Origin of the sequence: Melissococcus plutonius ATCC 35311 (assembly GCF_000270185.1) — a bacterium.
GTDB lineage: Bacteria > Bacillota > Bacilli > Lactobacillales > Enterococcaceae > Melissococcus > Melissococcus plutonius.
Genome location: NC_015516.1, coordinates 819,778 through 840,124 on the forward strand (window position 1 = coordinate 819,778; position 20,347 = coordinate 840,124).

At 30.5% G+C, this 20,347-nt stretch carries 21 protein-coding genes and 1 tRNA gene; 19 read left to right on the top strand and 3 right to left on the bottom strand.

The annotated features are described in order from the left end of the window. The first annotated feature begins 132 nt into the window (after positions 1–132). The 6 genes from MPTP_RS03495 (at position 133) to MPTP_RS03520 (ending at position 5,405) form a co-directional block, all read left to right on the top strand. Positions 133–462, top strand: coding sequence for a PTS sugar transporter subunit IIB (locus MPTP_RS03495; protein ID WP_013773692.1), 330 nt, complete (start codon positions 133–135; stop codon positions 460–462). 15 nt (positions 463–477) lie between these two features. Continuing rightward, positions 478–807 (top strand): PTS lactose/cellobiose transporter subunit IIA, encoded by a 330-nt coding sequence (locus MPTP_RS03500; protein ID WP_013773693.1) that lies wholly within the window; start codon positions 478–480, stop codon positions 805–807. Positions 808–868: 61 nt separating this feature from the next. Beyond that, positions 869–2,146 carry a PTS sugar transporter subunit IIC gene (locus tag MPTP_RS03505; RefSeq protein WP_013773694.1) on the top strand — a complete coding sequence of 426 codons (1,278 nt, stop codon included), beginning with the start codon at positions 869–871 and terminating at the stop codon, positions 2,144–2,146. A 22-nt stretch (positions 2,147–2,168) separates the two neighbouring features. After that, positions 2,169–3,566, top strand: coding sequence for a glycoside hydrolase family 1 protein (locus MPTP_RS03510; RefSeq protein ID WP_013773695.1), 1,398 nt, complete (start codon positions 2,169–2,171; stop codon positions 3,564–3,566). Between the two features lie 561 nt (positions 3,567–4,127). Next, positions 4,128–4,201, top strand: a tRNA-Arg gene (locus MPTP_RS03515). 628 nt (positions 4,202–4,829) lie between these two features. Continuing rightward, positions 4,830–5,405 carry a TetR/AcrR family transcriptional regulator gene (locus MPTP_RS03520; protein WP_013773696.1) on the top strand — a complete coding sequence of 192 codons (576 nt, stop codon included), beginning with the start codon at positions 4,830–4,832 and terminating at the stop codon, positions 5,403–5,405. Between the two features lie 69 nt (positions 5,406–5,474). Here MPTP_RS03520 and MPTP_RS03525 read toward each other — a convergent pair whose 3' ends face one another. Further along, a complete protein-coding gene (locus MPTP_RS03525) occupies positions 5,475–5,918 on the bottom strand; it encodes a flavodoxin (RefSeq protein WP_013773697.1) in 444 nt (147 codons plus the stop codon). Positions 5,919–6,325: 407 nt separating this feature from the next. Beyond that, positions 6,326–7,513, bottom strand: a complete 1,188-nt coding sequence (locus MPTP_RS03530) for an MFS transporter (RefSeq protein ID WP_013773698.1) — start codon at positions 7,511–7,513, stop codon at positions 6,326–6,328. A 539-nt stretch (positions 7,514–8,052) separates the two neighbouring features. On the opposite strand from MPTP_RS03530, the gene map reads away from it, so the two are divergent. From map to MPTP_RS03590, 12 genes are all read left to right on the top strand, one after another. Continuing rightward, positions 8,053–8,817 carry a type I methionyl aminopeptidase gene (gene map / locus MPTP_RS03535; protein ID WP_013773699.1) on the top strand — a complete coding sequence of 255 codons (765 nt, stop codon included), beginning with the start codon at positions 8,053–8,055 and terminating at the stop codon, positions 8,815–8,817. 42 nt (positions 8,818–8,859) lie between these two features. Then, the gene (locus tag MPTP_RS03540) at positions 8,860–9,774 is read left to right on the top strand and encodes a YihY/virulence factor BrkB family protein (protein ID WP_013773700.1); all 915 of its coding nucleotides are present in this window, start codon (positions 8,860–8,862) and stop codon (positions 9,772–9,774) included. 137 nt (positions 9,775–9,911) lie between these two features. Then, on the top strand, positions 9,912–11,066 hold the full coding sequence (locus tag MPTP_RS03545; RefSeq protein WP_013773701.1) for a glycosyltransferase family 4 protein: 1,155 nt from the start codon (positions 9,912–9,914) through the stop codon (positions 11,064–11,066). Positions 11,067–11,318: 252 nt separating this feature from the next. Further along, on the top strand, positions 11,319–12,101 hold the full coding sequence (locus MPTP_RS03550; RefSeq protein ID WP_013773702.1) for a glycosyltransferase family 2 protein: 783 nt from the start codon (positions 11,319–11,321) through the stop codon (positions 12,099–12,101). Next, the gene (locus MPTP_RS03555) at positions 12,102–12,938 is read left to right on the top strand and encodes a glycosyltransferase (protein WP_013773703.1); all 837 of its coding nucleotides are present in this window, start codon (positions 12,102–12,104) and stop codon (positions 12,936–12,938) included. It begins immediately after the preceding gene. Then, positions 12,939–13,652, top strand: a complete 714-nt coding sequence (locus MPTP_RS03560) for a glycosyltransferase family 2 protein (RefSeq protein WP_013773704.1) — start codon at positions 12,939–12,941, stop codon at positions 13,650–13,652. Between the two features lie 100 nt (positions 13,653–13,752). Beyond that, on the top strand, positions 13,753–14,622 hold the full coding sequence (gene rfbA, locus MPTP_RS03565; RefSeq protein WP_013773705.1) for a glucose-1-phosphate thymidylyltransferase RfbA: 870 nt from the start codon (positions 13,753–13,755) through the stop codon (positions 14,620–14,622). A 58-nt stretch (positions 14,623–14,680) separates the two neighbouring features. Then, positions 14,681–15,253, top strand: coding sequence for a dTDP-4-dehydrorhamnose 3,5-epimerase (rfbC, locus tag MPTP_RS03570; RefSeq protein WP_013773706.1), 573 nt, complete (start codon positions 14,681–14,683; stop codon positions 15,251–15,253). Positions 15,254–15,270: 17 nt separating this feature from the next. Then, positions 15,271–16,299 carry a dTDP-glucose 4,6-dehydratase gene (gene rfbB, locus MPTP_RS03575; protein WP_013773707.1) on the top strand — a complete coding sequence of 343 codons (1,029 nt, stop codon included), beginning with the start codon at positions 15,271–15,273 and terminating at the stop codon, positions 16,297–16,299. A gap of 56 nt (positions 16,300–16,355) precedes the next feature. Further along, a complete protein-coding gene (gene rfbD, locus MPTP_RS03580; protein ID WP_013773708.1) occupies positions 16,356–17,198 on the top strand; it encodes a dTDP-4-dehydrorhamnose reductase in 843 nt (280 codons plus the stop codon). A 520-nt stretch (positions 17,199–17,718) separates the two neighbouring features. Then, the gene (locus MPTP_RS03585) at positions 17,719–18,441 is read left to right on the top strand and encodes a glycosyltransferase family 2 protein (RefSeq protein WP_013773709.1); all 723 of its coding nucleotides are present in this window, start codon (positions 17,719–17,721) and stop codon (positions 18,439–18,441) included. Continuing rightward, on the top strand, positions 18,441–18,779 hold the full coding sequence (locus MPTP_RS03590) for a DUF2304 domain-containing protein (RefSeq protein ID WP_013773710.1): 339 nt from the start codon (positions 18,441–18,443) through the stop codon (positions 18,777–18,779). The genes MPTP_RS03585 and MPTP_RS03590 overlap by 1 nt, the downstream gene beginning before the upstream one ends. 68 nt (positions 18,780–18,847) lie before the next feature. On the opposite strand, the gene MPTP_RS03595 is transcribed toward MPTP_RS03590, so the two are convergent. Next, on the bottom strand, positions 18,848–19,189 hold the full coding sequence (locus MPTP_RS03595) for a hypothetical protein (protein WP_013773711.1): 342 nt from the start codon (positions 19,187–19,189) through the stop codon (positions 18,848–18,850). A gap of 355 nt (positions 19,190–19,544) precedes the next feature. Here MPTP_RS03595 and MPTP_RS03600 point away from each other — a divergent pair, with 355 nt between their 5' ends. Beyond that, positions 19,545–20,336, top strand: coding sequence for an ABC transporter permease (locus MPTP_RS03600; RefSeq protein WP_013773712.1), 792 nt, complete (start codon positions 19,545–19,547; stop codon positions 20,334–20,336). The last annotated feature ends 11 nt before the right edge of the window (positions 20,337–20,347 follow it).

The window sequence follows — 20,347 nt, forward strand, 5'->3', positions numbered from 1 at the left end:
TGTGTACATATTTTTTTAGTGTGTGTGCAAGGAAAAAGCAGCCTAAACATGATCGATCAAAGATTTAGGCTGCTTATTTTGGCATGCTTTTTGCATATAAAAGAGTATACAAAAAATTTAGGAGTGATTATTATGGTAAAGAAAACAATTATGCTAGCTTGTTCAGCAGGAATGAGCACAAGTTTATTAGTAACTAAAATGGAAAAAGCAGCAGAGGCAAAAGGAATAGACGTGGATATTTTTGCTGTTTCTGCCTCCGATGTGGATACAAATTTGGAAAATAAATCAGTCGATGTTTTATTGTTGGGACAACAGGTACGTTTTATGAAAGATCAATTTGAATCTAAATTAAGCGACAAAAATATTCCCGTAGATGTTATCAATATGTCAGATTATGGCATGATGAATGGTGAAAATGTACTAAATCAAGCACTTTTCTTAATTGGAGAAAATAAAGGATAAGAAAGGGGAAAAATAATGGAAGAGAAAACAAATAATCTAGAAGTAGCGATGCATCTAATCGTTTATGGTGGTAATGCTAAAAGTGATGCTATGGAAGCAATAACAGCTGCTAAAAAAGGAGACTTCGAATTAGCTGATCAAAAAATTAAGGATGCAGAAAACTCTTTGGTGCAAGCCCATCATTCACAAACAGCGATGTTAACACAAGAAGCTAAAGGCGAATCAGTTCCAATTAGTTTATTAACAGTACATAGTCAGGATCATTTAATGACAGCCATTGCTTTTACAGATTTAGCCAAAGAATTTATTGAGGTTTATCGTCAGCTTAATGAAGTTCATCGTTAGTCAATAATATGTGTATAATGCTATATAAAAGTTAATTTGTATAAAAAAGGAGAAATAAAAAATGAATGGGTTTGTTCAGTGGATGGAAAAATATTTTATGCCAAAAGCCTCAATGATTGCAGGACAAAGGCATTTAACTGCTATTCGTGATTCTTTTGTTGTCACCATGACTTTAATGATTTTAGGTGCTTTAGGCACCTTACTTAACAATTTATCCATTCCCGGCTATGCTGAATTTATGAATAAGGTTTTTTCAAAAGTTGTTAAGGATACACCAATTTGGAAAAGTTTTGTCATGAATATTTGGAATGGAACATTTGCAATTTTTTCTATTTTAATTGCATTTTTAGTTGCGTATAATCTAGTGAGATCTTATGGTAAGGATGGAATTGCTGCTGGTACAGTTTCTGTTGCTTCATTTTTTGCCATTGGTGGATTAAAGGGGATAGATTCCACTGGACTTTTCATGGCTTTACTTGTTGGTATTATTTCTGGTGAACTTTTTCAACGATTAATGACAAATAAGAAATTAATCATTAAAATGCCTGAAGGTGTTCCTCCTGCTATTGCAAAATCTTTTACAGCCTTGTTACCAGCAATGATTACAATCAGTATTTTTAGTTTGATTACTTCTATCTTGCTTGGCTTTGGCATAGAAAATATGGTTATTGCCTTTTATAAAGCTGTTCAAAGACCTTTTATGGGGTTAACCAATAGCTATCCATCGGCTTTATTACTTGCATTTATTGCTCCATTTTTATGGTTTTTCGGGTTGCATGGTGCAAATATGATTGATCCTTTAATGCAAACAATCAATATGCCAGCGATTGAAGAAAATATGAGAGCGTTACAATCTGGAAAAGAATTACCCTATATTGTCAATAAACCTTTTTTCGATTCATTTGTAAACTTAGGCGAAACCGGAGCAACCTTGGGGCTTTTAATTGCTGTATTTTTAGTAGGTCGTAAGAATAAACCGTATAAGGTAGTGACAGATTTAAGTGTGGCACCTGGTATTTTTAACATTAATGAGCCCGTTATGTTTGGACTTCCGATTGTTATGAATCCCGTCCTTTTTATCCCCTTTATTTTAACGCCAATGCTTCTTACAACAACTGCTTATCTAGCAACTATTACTGGTCTGGTTCCTGGTGCTACCTTTATGCCTCCATGGGTTATGCCACCAATTATTGGAGGTATCATGGCAACACAAAGTATTGCCGGTGGGATTTTAGCAGCAATTAATTTAGCTATTTCTGTTGTTGTCTATTTGCCATTTGTTAAAGTAGCTACACTTCAATTGTTAAATGATGAAATGAAATCTTCAAAAAATAAATAAAAACAATAGGGAGAAAAAATAAATGAATTATGAGTTTCCAAAAGGCTTTTGGTGGGGATCAGCTGCCAGTGCGACACAAACGGAAGGGAATTTTGCGCAAGATGGCAAGGCACAAAATATTTGGGATTTCTGGTATGCACAACATCCAGAAAAATTTTTTAATCAGGTAGGTCCTGATACGACATCTGCCTTTTATGAAAAGTATCAAGAAGATATACAGTTAATGAAAAAAACGGGTCATACTTCTTTTCGAACCTCAATACAATGGAGTCGTTTAATACCTGATAATCAGACCAGAAAAGTCAATCCTAGGGCAGTAGATTTTTATAATCATGTGATCGATGGGTTGATTGCTAATGACATTGAACCATTTTTAAATTTGTATCATTTTGATATGCCGATGGAATTACAAAAAAAAGGTGGCTGGTTAAATAGAGAAGTTGTCGATGCTTATGTGCATTATGCAAAAACTTGTTTTGAGCTATTTGGTGATCGGGTGAATAAATGGTTTACACATAATGAACCTATTGTACCTGTTGAGGGAGGGTATCTTTATGGTTGGCATTACCCAGATGAGAGGAACTTAAAACATGGCATTCAGGTAGCTTACCACGAAATTTTGTCTAGTGCTAAGGCTATAGAAGTTTATCATAATATGAAATTACCGGGAGAAATTGGGATCATATTAAATCTAACGCCTACTTATCCACGTAATCCAAAAGATCAAGAAGATGTTAAAGCAGCTAAATTGGTTGATGGCCTTTTTAATCGTTCATTCTTAGATGCTTCTGTCAAAGGCTCATTTCCTACTATTATATGCAATTGGTTAGCTGAAAATGATTTAATGCCACAAACGATGACAGAGGATATACAAGCAATCTCGAACAATACGGTTGATTTATTAGGTATAAACTATTATCAACCAAGACGAGTGAAGAAAAAAGAGTCAGTGATTGAAAAGCATCAAGAAGGAATTTTACCGGAAGATTTTTATGATGATTATGACCTGCCGGGGAAAAAGATTAACCCATATAGTGGTTGGGAAATTTATGAAAAAGGAATTTATGATATTTTATCTGACTTAAGGGAAAATTATAAAAATATTCGTTGTTATATATCTGAAAACGGTATGGGCTTCGAAGATGAAATACGATTTAAAAACGATGAAGGAATCATCGAAGACGATTACCGGATTGAATTTATTACCAATCATCTAAAATGGGTTCATCAGGCTATCCAGGAAGGAAGCAATGTACAAGGTTATCATATGTGGACATGTATGGATAATTGGTCATGGCTTAATGCATATAAAAATCGATATGGTTTTATTTCAGTTGATTTAAAAAATGCTCAAAAGCGAACAATAAAAAAAAGCGGCTATTGGTTTAAAAAGACAGCAGATAATAATGGATTTGATTAATATAGCTAATAAAAAAGTCTAGCTCTAATCTAACAATTGACCGATTTATAATTTTAATAGTAAATTTACTAAACATTCTTTCGCGTAACAAACATTTATTTAATGGTTTTAAAAAAGAAAAATATAACTAACAAATTTCAAAATAACATCATTTGCTAGCATAGAACAACAGACCAATTTTTTTTAAAATCTTAAAAGACTAAAATAAATTATATCTTTTCTTAGTCTTGGCTTATTTGACTACAAAAAGTCAGTTTATTTTCGAATAATCTTACTAAAAAATTAAGTTAAAAGATTATTATTTAAAATAATCTTTTAACTTTTATATCAGTAAATGATAACTAACAAATTGAAAAATAGATAGATTGTTGTTTGTTTAAGGCAATCCATTAGACACTATCCTTTTATATAAATTATATTTAACTAACTATTGACAGAAAGAAAGAAGACGACTAAAATTATTAAAGATATCTGTCTAGTTATAAAAAAATTTTATGAATGAAGGAATGATAATTTAAATTATTCATAAAATAAATTATTGTTAACTTGTTAAATCTTTCTGTCTTCGTAGCTCAGCTGGATAGAGCACTTGCCTCCTAAGCAAGGTGTCGCACGTTCAAATCGTGTCGGAGACGTTTTATATACTTATGTATATAGACAAACATGTTTGTCTATATATTGATTATTCATTTTTACTCAATGAAAACTATATCTTCTGATTCAATTTTTATATTAGAATTTAGATATCATAATGTGAGAGTAACTCATTTTTAACTTAACAAGAGACAAAAATTAGATACGAGCTTCCATTATATATGATAGGTTGTTCGATCTATTTTTTTGTTTCATTGATTTTATTTTTCTTAATGACTTCGATACAAATGAAATCTAATAATAGAAGTTATTTTTAATTACCATTTATGAATAAATATGAATTAAAAAATAGTAAAATTGTTTGATTTTTAATAATAGATAGCTGAGAATTTTATGATTATTTATCAGAATTGATTGTTATTTATTTAGGATATATTCTATTTTGTTCACTGTAGCTCAACTACTTGTTAGCGCTTTATATGTTTGGTTTTTATTATTCTCTCATGAAAAAAATCGATCATTTACTGTTATATAATTGAATCGAAAAAGTTGATATTATTATTAGAAAAAGAAATATATTATTTTCACAATGATTAAAAAATGTTACAATGATCTTAAGATCGCCTCTAAAAAGTGTTATATAGCAAAAAGATAAAGGAGACTTAGAATATGGCGCGTAGAAAAACGATTACTAAAGAACAGATTTTAAACGCTGCTTATGAAATAATAGCTAATGAGGGCTTTTCTAAATTTACTGCACGGAATATTGCAGCAAAAATGAAATGCTCTACTCAACCTATCTATTTAGAGTTTAAGAACATGAATGATTTAAAAGAAGAACTTTTTAAGAAGATTAATAAATATTTGATAAAAGATGTCTTTTCGGTAGTACACACAGGGGATAAAGTTGTTGATTTATCATTGAGTTATATTCATTTTGCTAAAAATGAAAGTAAATTTTATCATGCACTTTATTTAGAAGAATATGGTGAAGGAAAAAGAATGCAAGTTTTCTCTTATACGCATTTTTTTGATACTTTAAAAACAGATAGTAGATATAAAAACCTAACAGATGAACAAATTAATGCTTTGTATACAGGAATATGGATTGTTTCAACAGGATTGGCTGCATTGATGGGTACAGATGTTATCCATACAACAGAAGAACAAATTAAACATCTGATGAAAGAAAGTATTGATGCCATTTTAGGATGGGAACATCCTATTGAAATAATAACGGAATAACGTTTTAAAAATTTTGAGATAAGTATCTTTTTCGCCTAAAAGAAAAAGATACTTATCAACTCATGTTGTTTATTTTAAGGATTTTACTAATGATTTTGCAAAGACTTCTAAATTTTGAACATCTTCTTCCTCAGGTGCCAGATCAACCTTGACATTTTCAGCGCCCTTCATTGCACCTGTTTTTGCAAATACAGCATCAAAATCATTCACCGATTTACAAAATTCATCATAAAATGTATCACCTGAACCACAGACACCATAAATCTTTCCATTTAAATCTAATTCAGATAAATCTTCATAAAAATCAACGATTTCATCTGGTAGTTCACCATCTCCATAAGTATAAGTGGCAACCACACAAATATCAGCATCTAAAAAATCTTCTGCTTCAGCCTGAGTACATTCATTCATTTCTACATCAATATCTAAATTTTCAAATGTTTCGGTAACAATATCGGCTATCTCTTCAGTATTACCAGTCATACTCGCATAAACAATTTTTGCTAGAGTCATTTTTGTTCCTCCTCTACGTCATTCATTTTTATTATATCAGAATCCCTTTCGATAGAAAATATAAAGTTAAAAGAGTTGAACTGACTCTTCGGTTAACTAGTCTAAAATATCAACATTTCAATTTTATAAAATCACCATAAGACAACCATTTTACATTTTTCTAAGTATAAATACTATTTAAAATAAAAAATATAGTGTTCGATAAATATCTATATAAGTATCATTCAAATAGAAGATGATGCTTAATATCAATAATTTCAATCAACTTTTCTATATTTAAGTCATTGATTAATCTAGTAATTTTAAAATCAGTTGAAGTAGGTTAAAAAGTGAAAAAATGAATTTTTAGTTCTATTGGACTGGAAATCCTAGTTTTTAGAATAACTCTATTGTTCTTTTCTTTTAACTCATATTTTTGGTTTTTTACCAAAAATAACAAAATGAAAGATAAAGGCAAGAATTTGAAAAGTGATCCCAGCAAGCGTAACACCAACCCAACATGCTTGTTGCCACATAATTGTACCAATTAATGAACCAAATGATCCACCAATAAAATAACAAAACATAAAGACTGTATTATTACGATTGCTAGCTGCTTCTCCTAAATTTTGTACACGTGTTTGATTGGCAACCTGCCCAAATTGCATACCAATATCTAAAAAAATAATCGCTAATAATAAAGCCGATAAATGACTGCCAAAAAAGAATAAAAGTACAAAACTGAACAGCTGCATAAATAAGCCCATTAATACAATATTACGTTGTGTGTAAGCATCAGAAAGGCGACCAACAATGGGGGCAGAAGCAGCTCCTGATAAACCTAAAACTGCTAAAATACCTGCTTCACGAGGTCCCCAATGATAAGCTGGGCTACTAATATAAAAAATGAGTGTTGACCAAAAAATAGAAAATGTGCCAAACATAAAAAAGCCATTAATAGCAGCTTCTCGTAAAATAATTTGCGATTTAACCAAATATGGGGTACTTTTTAAGGAGTATAGATAAGAAAGATCACTTGATTTTTGAATTTCAGTTTTAGGCATTTTAAATTTTAATAAAATTGTCAATATAGCAATTGCAACTAAGGCAACAAGATAGATACTTTTCCAAGGGAGTATACTAGCCAATATACCAGAAATAGTTCGGGAAAATAAAACACCAATTAGCAATCCACTAAGAAGTTTTCCCATAATCTTCCCACGATTTTTTGGACCTGCCAAGATAGCACCGTAAGGAATAATAATTTGTGGAACAATGGACAATAATCCAATTAAAAATGTAGAGAAAGCAAAAAAACTATAAGTAGGTGCTAGGAAAGCGAACAATAAAGAAATAGATGAAAGAGCAGTCATACGTATAATCAATTTTCGCTGATCCATTCTATCTCCTAAGGGAACTAGAAATAATAGTCCAAAAGCATAACCAAGTTGTGTTAGCATTGTAACTAAACCAATAGAACCAGTAGTTACATGAAAACTTTTAGCAATCTGAGTTCCAATAGGTTGAATATAATACATATTTGCTACAACGACACCACAAGTTAAGGTTAATAAGGAAATTAACGTTTTTGTTAATAGGGGTTGTTTATTTTTCAAGAAATCGCCTCATATCTATTTATTATCCTTTACATTATACATAAAAATAATAAGAGTGAAAGAAAAAATTGTCCGCATTAAATAACAAATATAACAATAAATGTAGTTTTTGTTGAATGAGACCAATAATGAGATACTAAAAATAAATTTGTATAATCAGTTTTACCTGCAGAATAATAGAGGAGACTGAACTTAGTATAAAAATTAAATAAATTAAAGACTTACCCAGCTCATTTTACTATAATTATTATAAGCTTTTTTCTCTAATTGTTAAATTTGTATCTTTCTATCAAACCTTTTATAAAAAGGATTGACCATTGTTTTTATATTTTATCTTCAATTATTAAATTATAAATACAAAATAAAGACTAAAAATAATTTATAATTTTTTGTTTTTTTTAGAAAAATAGCGAGAAGGTAAAGCTGAATAAAGATAGATAAAAGCTATTTTTGTTAAGTATGGCTTTTTCTAAAAAAAATATGTTAAAATAAGCTAGATTACATAATTTACTTTTAAATATTTAGGAGACGATCAATAGATGATTACATTAAAATCCAAAAGGGAAATAGAAGAAATGAGAAAGTCTGGCGAATTACTTGCAGACGTTCATCGTCACTTACGTTCTTTCATCAAACCTGGCGTTACAAGTTGGGATATTGAAGTATTTGTTCGAAACTTCATCGAAGAACATGGCGGTATTGCAGCTCAAATCGGTTATGATGGCTATAAATATGCAACTTGTTGTAGTATTAATGATGAAATTTGCCATGGATTTCCCAGAAAAAAAGAATTAAAAAATGGTGATTTAATCAATGTAGATATGTGTATAGATTTGAAAGGTGCATTATCTGATTCTGGTTGGAGCTATGTTGTTGGTGAGTCTACATCAGAGATTGATCATTTAATGAATGTAACTAGAAAAGCTTTATATATAGGAATTGAACAAGCAAAAGTTGGCAATCGAATTGGTGATATTGGTCATGCTATTCAGACTTATGTAGAAGGAGAAGGTTTATCTGTTGTTCGTGATTTCATCGGTCACGGTATTGGTCCAACGATTCATGAAGATCCTGCAGTTCCCCATTATGGTATAGCAGGCAAAGGTTTACGTTTAAAAGAGGGAATGATCATTACAATCGAACCTATGGTCAATACAGGAACATGGAAAATGAAGATGGATCCAAATGGGTGGACAGCATATACCCGTGATGGCGGCTTAAGTTGTCAATTTGAACATACATTAGCTATCCAAAAAGAAGGACCTCAAATTTTAACTTCTCAAGGTGAAGAACTGACTTATTGAGCACATTTACTAGCAGAAACAAGATATGAGAGAGGTTGTATAATGAATCTGTTGAAAAAAATTACCGACAACAAAAACTTACTACGTTTCATTAGAACGACTCAACGACGGATGATTGATTCAGAAATTGGAAATACCTCAGTAATTGTGGCTTATTATTTATTATTATCATTATTTCCATTGTTAATAGCGATTGGAAATTTACTTCCTTATCTAAATATTAATCCAAATCATGTGTTACCCTATCTAGCTGAGATTGTTCCTGAATCAATCTATCATGATCTTGAACCTGCCTTTTTATCACTACTGACTAGACGCTCAGGTGGATTGCTGTCTGTTTCTGCATTGACAGCTTTATGGAGTGCCAGTCAAAGCATTAATGCTTTGCAAATTGCTATGAATAAAGCTTATGGTGTTAAATCAAGGAAAAATTTTATTATTGTACGGATTGTTTCCTTAACGGTGATTTTGCTATTATTACTAGCATTAGTTGGGGTAGTAATTATTTTGGGATTAGGTAAAAATATTTTAGACTTTTTGCAGCCAATCCTTAAAGTTCCAACTTCATTCATTGTAACGTTTCAAACATTAAAATGGCCAGTTACCTTATTTGTTTTATTAATAATTATGTGCCTAATTTTTTTAGTTGTTCCAAACGCAAAATTAACGATCCGTTCAGTCATTCCAGGAGCTGTTTTTTCAACAATTGGCTGGATGTTATTGTCACAAGTCTTTGGAATATACATTAAGTATTTTAATTCTAAAGTTGCTGGTTATCAAATCATTGGGAGTTTTATTGTTTTGATACTCTGGTTAAATTTTGCGGCAACAATTATTATTTTTGGTGGAATTATAAATGCAGTTGTAGAGGAATATTCATCGGAGAAAAGAATTGAGAAAAGATCTGGTATGTTAAATAGTACAATTGATCAGATAAAAGAAAAATTTAAGCATTAAGAATGAAAGGATAAAAATAATATCAAAATATATGAATTTAAATATAACCTTAAAATTTATAAATATATGACTGATCTATTATAAATAAAGAGAAGTATATGTTAGTATATTTTGAATATCAGAAAGCAGGTCTCCTTATGTCTATTTTTATTTATAAGGTGTTTATTCGCCTTTTTATTACCTTTATTTTATCTTTAATACTTACACCACTCATTAAATTGTTAGCCTTTCGAATAGGTGCCTATGATGAACCTGGTGAACGACGAGTGAATACTAAAATCATGCCAACGGCTGGAGGCCTAGCTATTTTTTTTGCTTTTACATTCTCATGTTTATTTTTATTTCATTCAATTATTCCACTTAGGTATATTACACCTATTCTCTCAGCAGGGGGAATTGTTATTGTGACTGGTTTGATTGATGATATTAAAGAATTAGAGCCACTTCCAAAAACAGTCGGTATCTTGTTAGCAGCCTTAGTTATTTATTTTCTTCTCCCTGATATTCGGATTGAATTCATTACTCTACCTATTTTTCATTATGTTGATTTGCATTTATTTAGCTTACCATTAACAGTTTTATGGATTTTTGCAATTACAAACGCCATTAACTTAATTGATGGATTAGATGGTTTAGCTTCTGGTGTTTCAATAATTGGATTAACAACAATTGGATTAATCGGGTATTTTTTTCTCAACGCTAAAACAAGTTATGTTCCAATTGTGATATTTATTTTGGTTGCAAGTATCGCTGGCTTTTTTCCTTATAACTTCTATCCAGCTAAACTTTTTTTAGGAGATACAGGAGCATTATTCCTAGGATTTATGATTGCAGTTATGTCGCTTCAAGGATTGAAAAATGCTACCTTTATTACACTAATTACCCCTTTGATTATTCTTGGTGTACCAATGACTGATACAATTTATGCTATTATTCGTAGACTGTTAAATAAACAGCCAATTGCTTCTGCAGATCGAATGCATCTGCATCATCGTTTATTGTCTTTAGGCTTCACACATAAAGGTGCTGTGATGACGATCTATGGCCTAGCATTAGTTTTTTCTTTTGTTGCTTTATTATTCAGCTATGCTAGTCATATTGCTTCAGTTTTATTAATTATTGCTTGCTTATTTGGTTTGGAGTTGTTTATCGAGTTAATTGGTTTGGTTGGAGAAAATCATCAGCCATTAATGTATATATTAAAATTATTTGGCAATCGAGACTTTAGACATCAACAATTAGAATTACATTCAGGCAAACATACAGAAAAAAAACAAAATAAGAAAAGATAATTTATTGAATAGTTAAATATATGAATTAAAAAATCAAATAGATGATTAAAATTCTAACTTTGTATAGTTTTAAATAGTAATCTACCTATATTTAAAACTATATAGGTATAATAGCTAGTTTAATTTATTAAGAAACTTAATGATTAAAAATGAATAGGTAGATAACATGAAATATTGCCGAATATATTTTCAGGTAAATCATTTTAATAGTCAAGTTTTTTATAGATTAAAATAGGTATAGGATGTGAATGAATGCAAGAGAAAATTATTATTTCAATTGTTACTTATAATAGTAGCTATATTTTTGAGGTGCTTGATCAATTAAAAGAAGAATTAGGCATGGATTCTAGTTATGCTGTTCATATTTTTGATAATCATTCAGATCCTGTCTATGTCAAACAATTAGAAAGCTATCTTCCATTTATCACATTACATAAAGAAAAAGAAAATATTGGTTTTGGCAAGGGACATAACTGGGTATTCAATCATACAGAAGCAAAAACAGGTATTATTTTTAATCCGGATGTTTTGGTAAACAAAAAAACGTTAAATCAACTTGTTACTCGCCTCAAAGCAGAAGAAGATTTAGCAGCAGTTTGTCCTAAGGTATTAAATGAAGATGGAACTACACAATATTTAGTACGTCAAAAATTAGATGTATTTGATTATATTCTACGTTTTATCCCTTTTCATTTGACAAAAAAAATTTTTGATAAACGACTAAACTTTTATGAATGTCGTGATCTATCAGATACAAAGACAACTTATATTAAAATGGGATCTGGTTGTTTTATGGTCATTGATATTGAAAAATATAAACAAATTGGTGGTTTTGATGATCGTTTTTTCATGTATTTTGAAGATAATGATCTATGTCTACGATTTGGTAAGGCTGGTTATCGTATTTTATATTCACCACTTGAAACTGTTACCCATATGTATGAAAAGGGTGCACATAAAAATAAAAAATTATTTAGAATTTTTATTCAATCAATGATCAAATTCTTTAATAAATGGGGTTGGAGGTTTTTTTAGTTGGCGCATTCTTTAGTCATTATTTTGGTTTTATATAAGAAAAAAATTTCACAAACTCCTAATTATAAATGGTTGGCACGAATGCTTGAAACTTGTTCCACCTTACATCTGTTTGTTTATGATAACAGTCCTATGCAACAAGAAGATGCTGTTTTTTTTAAAAGAAATGTTCACTATAAGCATAACGCAAAAAATCCCGGATTAGCTGAAGCCTATAATGAGGGAATTGTTTATGGAACAAAAGAAAAAGCTGAACTTTTTCTTTTGTTGGATCAGGATACAACAATGACACCTGAGTATGTTCAAAGATTGTTATTTCTTTCTTTAGATGATAAAATTGCTGTGTATGTACCAATTGTTAAAGCGAATAACAAGCAAATTTCACCTTTATATGCCACCAGTTATGTAGGAAGGTATTCTGAATTTCCTCCTACCGGACTTGCAAAGAAACAAATTACAGCAATTAATTCTGGCACGGTATTAACGAAACAGGCCGTTGCTGCTATAGGTGGTAGGTTTAACCAAGAATTTCCATTGGATTTTTTAGATCACTGGTTCTTCTGGTTTTTATCACAAAAGCAAATGACCATCATGGTTTTAAAAGAAGAATTAATTCAGCAATTATCCGTATTGGATTATCAAGCAATGACAAAAGAACGGTATCAATCTATTGTTTCTAGTGAAACACGTTTTTATCAAAACTACGATAGGACAAAATTAAATCAACATAAGAAACATCTTTTTTTAAGAGCCATTAAACAATTTTTCTTGGTCAAAAATCGCATCATTTGGCAACTAACAATTTTAGAATTATTTAAACTATTGAAAGGAAAATAAATGATTTCAGTTTGTTTAACAACATATAATGGGGAAAGATACTTAGGAGAACAATTAGATAGTATTTTAATACAACTTGAACCACAAGATGAATTGCTTATTTCTGATGATGGTTCAACAGATCAAACATTAAAAATTATTGAGGAATACCAAGCAAACTATACAAATATTAAATTTTTTAATGGTCCTCATCAGGGCATTGTTGCGAATTATGATTTTGTTATCTCAAAGGCAGTTGGAGAATTTGTTTTTCTATCTGATCAAGATGATGTTTGGCTGCCAAATAAGGTAGAAGTGATGCGTGACTTTTTTCAGGAACATCCAGATATGGATGTAGTCATTAGTGATTTAGTGATTGTTGATGGTACGCTTGAAACTGTGCATAATTCTTACTTTGGTTATCGCAAAATTAAAAATGGTTGGTGGCATAATATAATGAAAAATGGTTATATTGGTGCTGGCATGTGTTTTCGTAGAAAAATAATAAAAAAAATCTTACCTATTCCTACCAATATACCAATGCATGACATGTGGATTGGCTTAATTGGCGCTACATTTAAACGTACAGCATTTTTACCTGAAACACTTACCTTGTATCGAAGACATGGAAAAAACAGTAGTGAAATTAAAACAAAAACATCTTTCCAACAAAAATTATATTGGCGAATAATTTTGCTTAACGAACTATTTAAACGAATTATTTTAGGAAAATAGTTCGTTATTCATTTTATGAGAATAGGTATAAAATTAATCTTTTTATTGGTTGAATTATAAAAAAGATCAACGAATGAATTAGAATTGAAGGAGTTTATATATGAAAGGAATTATTTTAGCAGGTGGAAGCGGAACAAGACTTTATCCACTTACAAAAGCAACATCAAAACAGCTAATGCCAATTTATGACAAACCAATGATTTATTACCCTATGTCTACATTGATGCTAGCTGGTATTAATGAATTTTTAATTATTTCTACACCAGAAGATACACCTCGTTTTGAAAGTTTATTTGGTGATGGTAGTGATTTAGGAATTCATATTGAATATGCTGTTCAGGAACATCCAGATGGATTAGCACAGGCATTTATTATTGGTGAACATTTTATTGGTAAAGATAGTGTCTGCTTAATATTAGGAGATAATATCTATTATGGTGATGGATTATCAAAAATGTTACAACGTGCAGCTGAAAAGAAAACAGGAGCTACAGTTTTTGGTTATCATGTAAATGATCCAGAACGTTTTGGTGTAGTTGAATTTGATGATAACATGCAGGCTCTTTCAATAGAAGAAAAACCTAAAAATCCAAAATCAAACTATGCAGTGACCGGTTTGTATTTTTATGATAATGATGTGATTGAAATAGCTAAATCTATTAAACCCTCTAAGCGAGGTGAACTTGAAATTACCGATGTGAATAAAGTTTATTTGCAAAATAACAAATTATCTGTTGAAATTATGAGTCGTGGATTTGCTTGGTTAGATACAGGCACCCATCGTTCATTGCTTGAAGCTTCGACTTTTATTGAAACAATCGAAAAACGTCAAAATTTAAAGGTAGCTTGTTTAGAGGAAATTGCTTACAGAATGGATTATATTTCAAAAGAACGATTAATTGATTTAGCACAACCGTTAAAAAAGAATGGTTATGGACACTATTTATTAAGATTAGCAGATACAGAATAGTTAACTTGGTGTTTAATTAAAGTTTATACACAGCATACAATGCAAGGAGAGAACATAGATGAAAGTTAAAAATACTAAATTGCAAGATGTAAAAATCATTGAAATGGATGTATTTGGAGATTCTCGTGGCTTTTTTACAGAAAGTTACTCAAGGCAAAAATTTGAAACGTTTGGATTAAACTTTGATTTTGTACAAGACAATCATTCACTTTCTAGTGAGGCAGGTGTTTTGAGAGGATTACACTTTCAAAAAGGTAAAGCAGCACAGACAAAACTAGTAAGAGTAATCACTGGAGCACTTCTAGATGTAATTGTTGATATTCGTAAAAATAGTCCAACCTATGGAAAGTGGGAAAGTTATATTCTGTCTGAATATAATCATCGTCAACTGCTAGTCCCTAAAGGCTATGCTCATGGGTTTGTGACTTTAACGCCTAATGTGAATTTTGCATATAAATGTGATAATTACTACAATGATGAAGCGGATGGTGGTATTGCCTTTGACGATCCAGATTTAGGCATAGCGTGGCCGATGGATCTAAACAAAGCGATTACTTCTGAAAAAGATAAAAAACATCCAACTTTTAAAGAATTTGAACAAGAAAATCTATTTGTTTATGGTAAAATTTAACTAAAGGAGCTATATTTATGAAAAATATAATTGTTACTGGTGGCGCAGGTTTCATTGGTTCAAATTTTGTTCATTATATCGTAAACAATCATCCAGAAGTACACGTAACTGTATTAGATAAATTAACCTATGCAGGGAATAAGAAAAATATTGAAAATTTGCCAACAGATCGTGTGGAGTTAGTTGTTGGCGATATTGCTGATTCTGGGTTGGTCGATCGTTTAGTAAAAAAAACGGATGCTGTTGTTCATTATGCAGCAGAATCACATAATGATAATTCGTTAAATGATCCTTTTCCATTTATACAGACGAATATCATAGGTACCTATACATTAATTGAAGCTTGTCGTAAGTATGATGTCCGTTATCATCATGTATCAACAGACGAAGTTTATGGAGATTTACCTTTACGTGAAGATCTACCGGAACATGGAGAAGGAATGGGCGAAAAATTCACTGCTAGGACGCCATATAATCCTTCCAGTCCGTATTCTTCAACGAAAGCAAGTTCAGATTTATTGGTTCGAGCTTGGGTTCGTTCATTCGGATTGAAAGCAACGATTTCTAATTGTTCAAATAACTATGGTCCCTATCAGCATATTGAAAAATTTATTCCTCGACAAATTACTAATATACTAAGTGGTATTCAGCCAAAACTTTATGGAACTGGTAAAAATGTTCGTGATTGGATTCATACAAATGATCATTCTTCAGCAGTTTGGATGATTTTAACAAAAGGACAGATAGGCGAGACTTATTTGATTGGTGCTGATGGCGAAGAGGACAATAAAACAGTAATAGAGTTGATTTTAGAGTTGATGGGACAACCAAGTAATGCTTATGAACACGTAAATGACCGGGTGGGACATGATTTACGTTATGCGATTGATTCTACTAAATTGCGTGAAGAATTAGGCTGGCAACCAAAATTTACTGATTTTCGCCAAGGAATGAGTGACACGATTCAATGGTATGTTGAGAATGAAGACTGGTGGCGAGCAGATAAAAATAAAATTGAAGCTATTTATGCGAAAAAGGGTCAATAAAAATAATGATAGATTGAAAAATAGCTTTTTTGTAGCTTTTTAAAGGAGAATAAGTGATGATTCTTATTACAGGTGGTAATGGACAATTAGGGACTGAATTACGTTATTTATTGGATGAATTAGCAATTGATTATATCTCAACTGATTCAAAAGAATTAGATATTACAAATAAAGAGCAAACCTATTCATTTGTCCAAAAGATTAAACCAACAATTATTTTTCACTGTGCAGCTTATACGTCTGTAGATAAGGCGGAAGAAGAAGGCAAAGAATTAGATGAAGATATTAATGTAAATGGAACGGTAAATGTAGTGGAAGCTGCGAAATCCGTTGATGCAACACTCGTTTATATTAGTACGGACTATGTATTTGATGGCACCAAAAAAGAGGACTTTTATAAAACGACAGATCAAACAAATCCACAAAACGAGTATGGTCGCACAAAATTATTGGGTGAACAAGCTGTTCAAAAAGATTTAAGTCGTTACTATATTATTCGAACTTCCTGGGTTTTTGGTCAATATGGGCATAATTTTGTCTTTACCATGCAAAAATTGGCTGAGACACATCAACAACTGACAGTTGTAAATGATCAGTTTGGGCGACCTACCTGGACACGGACGTTGGCTGAATTCATCGTATTTATTATAAAAAAACAAGAGCCTTATGGTATCTATCATCTTTCAAATGAAAATAGTTGCAGTTGGTATGAATTCGCTCAAGAAATTTTAAAAAATAATGAAGTTAAAGTTTTACCGATAGACTCTACACAATTTCCACAAAAAGCGAAAAGACCGCAATACTCTGTAATGGATTTAAGTAAAGCTGAGAATTTAGGATTTAATATCCCAACTTGGCAGGAAGCATTAGAGAAGATGTTAAGTTCTAAAAACAAGTAAAATAGCAAGCTGTTTCTTATTTATAACATAGTTTTTTTGTTTAGAGTTATTTTGATTTTTAAAATAAATTTTTTATAGTGAAGGATAAGTTAGTTATCGAATGGATAGATAATCTAACTTATCACTCACTATTTTTAAATTTATCGTCTATTATCTATAAAAATTATTTATCCATTTTCTCCTTATTGCTAATAACGGTTGTAGTTTATCCTTATTCTGATAAAATAAAAGTAAATAAGTAAGATTATTCAATAAAAGCTCTTTATAAAAAATTTTACATATGTTTGCTAATATCCTATATTATTTTTCTATAATGAATTGTTTTACAATAAAGAAATATTTTTATTATTGAACGATTGAGTAAGATTGGTAGGATGTAGCAGCTAGAATTATTTTAGGAATAATGAATGGCAAGGAATTATTTGTTTTAATAATGAAAAGCGACTTACTTCATCTGCTAGCTTTTTAAATAAATGATTATGAATAATCTAAAGAAACAGGTAGGAAGGTGCTTCAATCAATGAAAATAATTCTTATTATTCCTGCATACAATGAAGAAGAAAATATTTTGCGAACGATTGAATCAATTGAACGATTTAAACGATTACAAAAGCTTCAATATGAATTAGATTATGTAGTAATTAACGATGGATCTACTGATAGGACAAAAGAAATTTTGGATACTCATGACATAAATGCTATTCATTTAATTATGAATTTAGGAATTGGTGGGGCGGTTCAAACAGGTTATAAATATGCTTTGGCAAATAATTACGATATTGCTGTTCAGTTTGATGGAGATGGGCAGCATGATATTAATAGTTTACCTGATTTGATTCAGCCAATTATCAATGAAAACTATGATTTCACGATCGGATCACGCTTTATGCCAGGAAATGAAGCAAAATTTCAAAGTACTCGAATGCGTCGTCGTGGTATCAGTCTGCTTTCTCTTTTTATTAAACTAGCTTCTAGAACTACGATTTATGATGTAACTTCTGGTTATCGAGCAGGGAATAAAAATGTCATCGCATTTTTTGCTAAACGTTACCCAACACATTATCCAGAGCCTGAGTCCATTGTTCATCTAATCAAAAAGAAATTTACGATTGCTGAATGTCCTGTAAATATGATGGAAAGAGTGGGTGGGATTTCTTCAATTCGTTCTCTTAGTTCAATCAAATATATGATAGAAGTCAGCTCAGCAATCATTATTGCTAGTTTTATGAAGGAGAGAGATTAATGCTTTCAACTATGTTACGAATTGTGATGTTGCTTTTTGCTACTGGTTTTTTTCTATATATTACACGGGCAATTAATAAAAATGTTTTTCTTTTAAAGAATGCTATTGTTTGGTTAATAATTGCAATTGGACTGATTATTTTTGCTATTTTTCCACAAATACCCCGGTGGGTTGCCACTTATTTAGGATTTGAAACGGCATCTAACTTTTTGTTATTTATTGCTATCATTTTTTTGTTGGTAATGGAAATAAAAAATACAATTATTATTTCTAAATATGAAAATAAATTAAAAACCTTGATTCAAGAACTTTCTATTTTAAAATCTAAAAAAAAATAAGAAAAACGATATACATAAAATGATAGTCTTAAAAGATATCTTTTAAGACTATCATTAAAATAAATGCGCTATTTTAGATTCATAATTACAATGCCAATAATAATAATAATTGCACCAATGAGCACATGTGTGGTTATAACTTCTTGTAATATAAAGTAGGAAGCAAATAAAATGGTGATATTAGTACAAGCTACCCCAAGAGGGACAATATAGGAAATCTCTGATCGACTAATAATTAACATCCACAAAACAAAGCTGACTAAATAACATAAAAGACCGGCAACTGCCAGAAGAGAAATATTCATTGAAAAGTAAGAATGCTGTAAATGAAGACTGAGATTGCCAGAACCAAGTTTAAATAAAACCAATCCAGCTGATGAAAGGAATACATAGATAATAAATAAGAACATGGTTTCACTTCTTTCTAACAAATTAGTATAATAAAATCAATCTTGGGAAACATCTTAATTATTTTAGCATATAAATCATAAAAATTAGATTTTTTTTATGATTTCCAACAAATTATTTAGCCAACTCTTTGTTCATTTGTTATATCTATCAATTTTATTGAAATTTAGGAAGAATAGTTGAATGAATAAATACTTTATGCTAAATAGTCCTTAATTTTTTTTATAAACAATGGACTTCTATTGAAAAGATAGATATTTATAGATAGAATAAAAATGTTATTTAAAATCGTTAAGAAGAATAGATGGACTAGAGAAAAAAAGAAAATATGTGATTTATTACGGAAGGAATTATTGAATGTTTAAAGGAATGTTATCAATTTTTAAAAATATTTTCAAAAATAGAAAATTATTAGTTCAATTTTCTATTAATGATTTTAAAGCAAAATATGCTGGTTCTGCCTTGGGGATTGTATGGGCTTTTCTTACTCCATTAATGACAGTATTAACTTATTGGTTTGTTTTTTCAGTCGGATTACGTTCTAAATCAGGCAATTATCCATTTATTGTTTATTTGATTACAGGGTTGGTTCCTTGGTTTTTCTTTTCAGACTCCTTGTTATCTGCAACAAATGTTTTTAGAGAATATAGTTACTTGGTAAAAAAGGTCGTCTTTAATATTCAAATCTTACCAACATCGAAGATATTATCAAATCTTTACACTCACCTATTCTTTATTTTAATTGGATTTGTCATTGCTGGTATGAATGGGTTTATGCCGAGTGTCTATAGCTTGCAACTAATCTATTATTTATTCTGTTTATTTGTATTTCTAACAGCAGTCACTTGGATTACTGCATCAATACAGCCATTTTTACCAGATGTTATGCAATTTATCAATATTATGATGCAAACGATCATGTGGACATTGCCAATTTTGTGGCAACCACATGGTATTTATGAAAAAATATTAAAAATTAATCCACTCTATTACATTGTTCAAGGATACCGTGAATCATATTTAAGTAGTGGTTGGTTTTTTGAACATGGGCAATATAGTCTTTATTTTTGGTGTTTTACATTCATATTACTAATGATAGGTTCTACTTTATTTAGGCGCTTAAAACCTCATTTTTCAGATGTATTATAAGGAGAGTATCA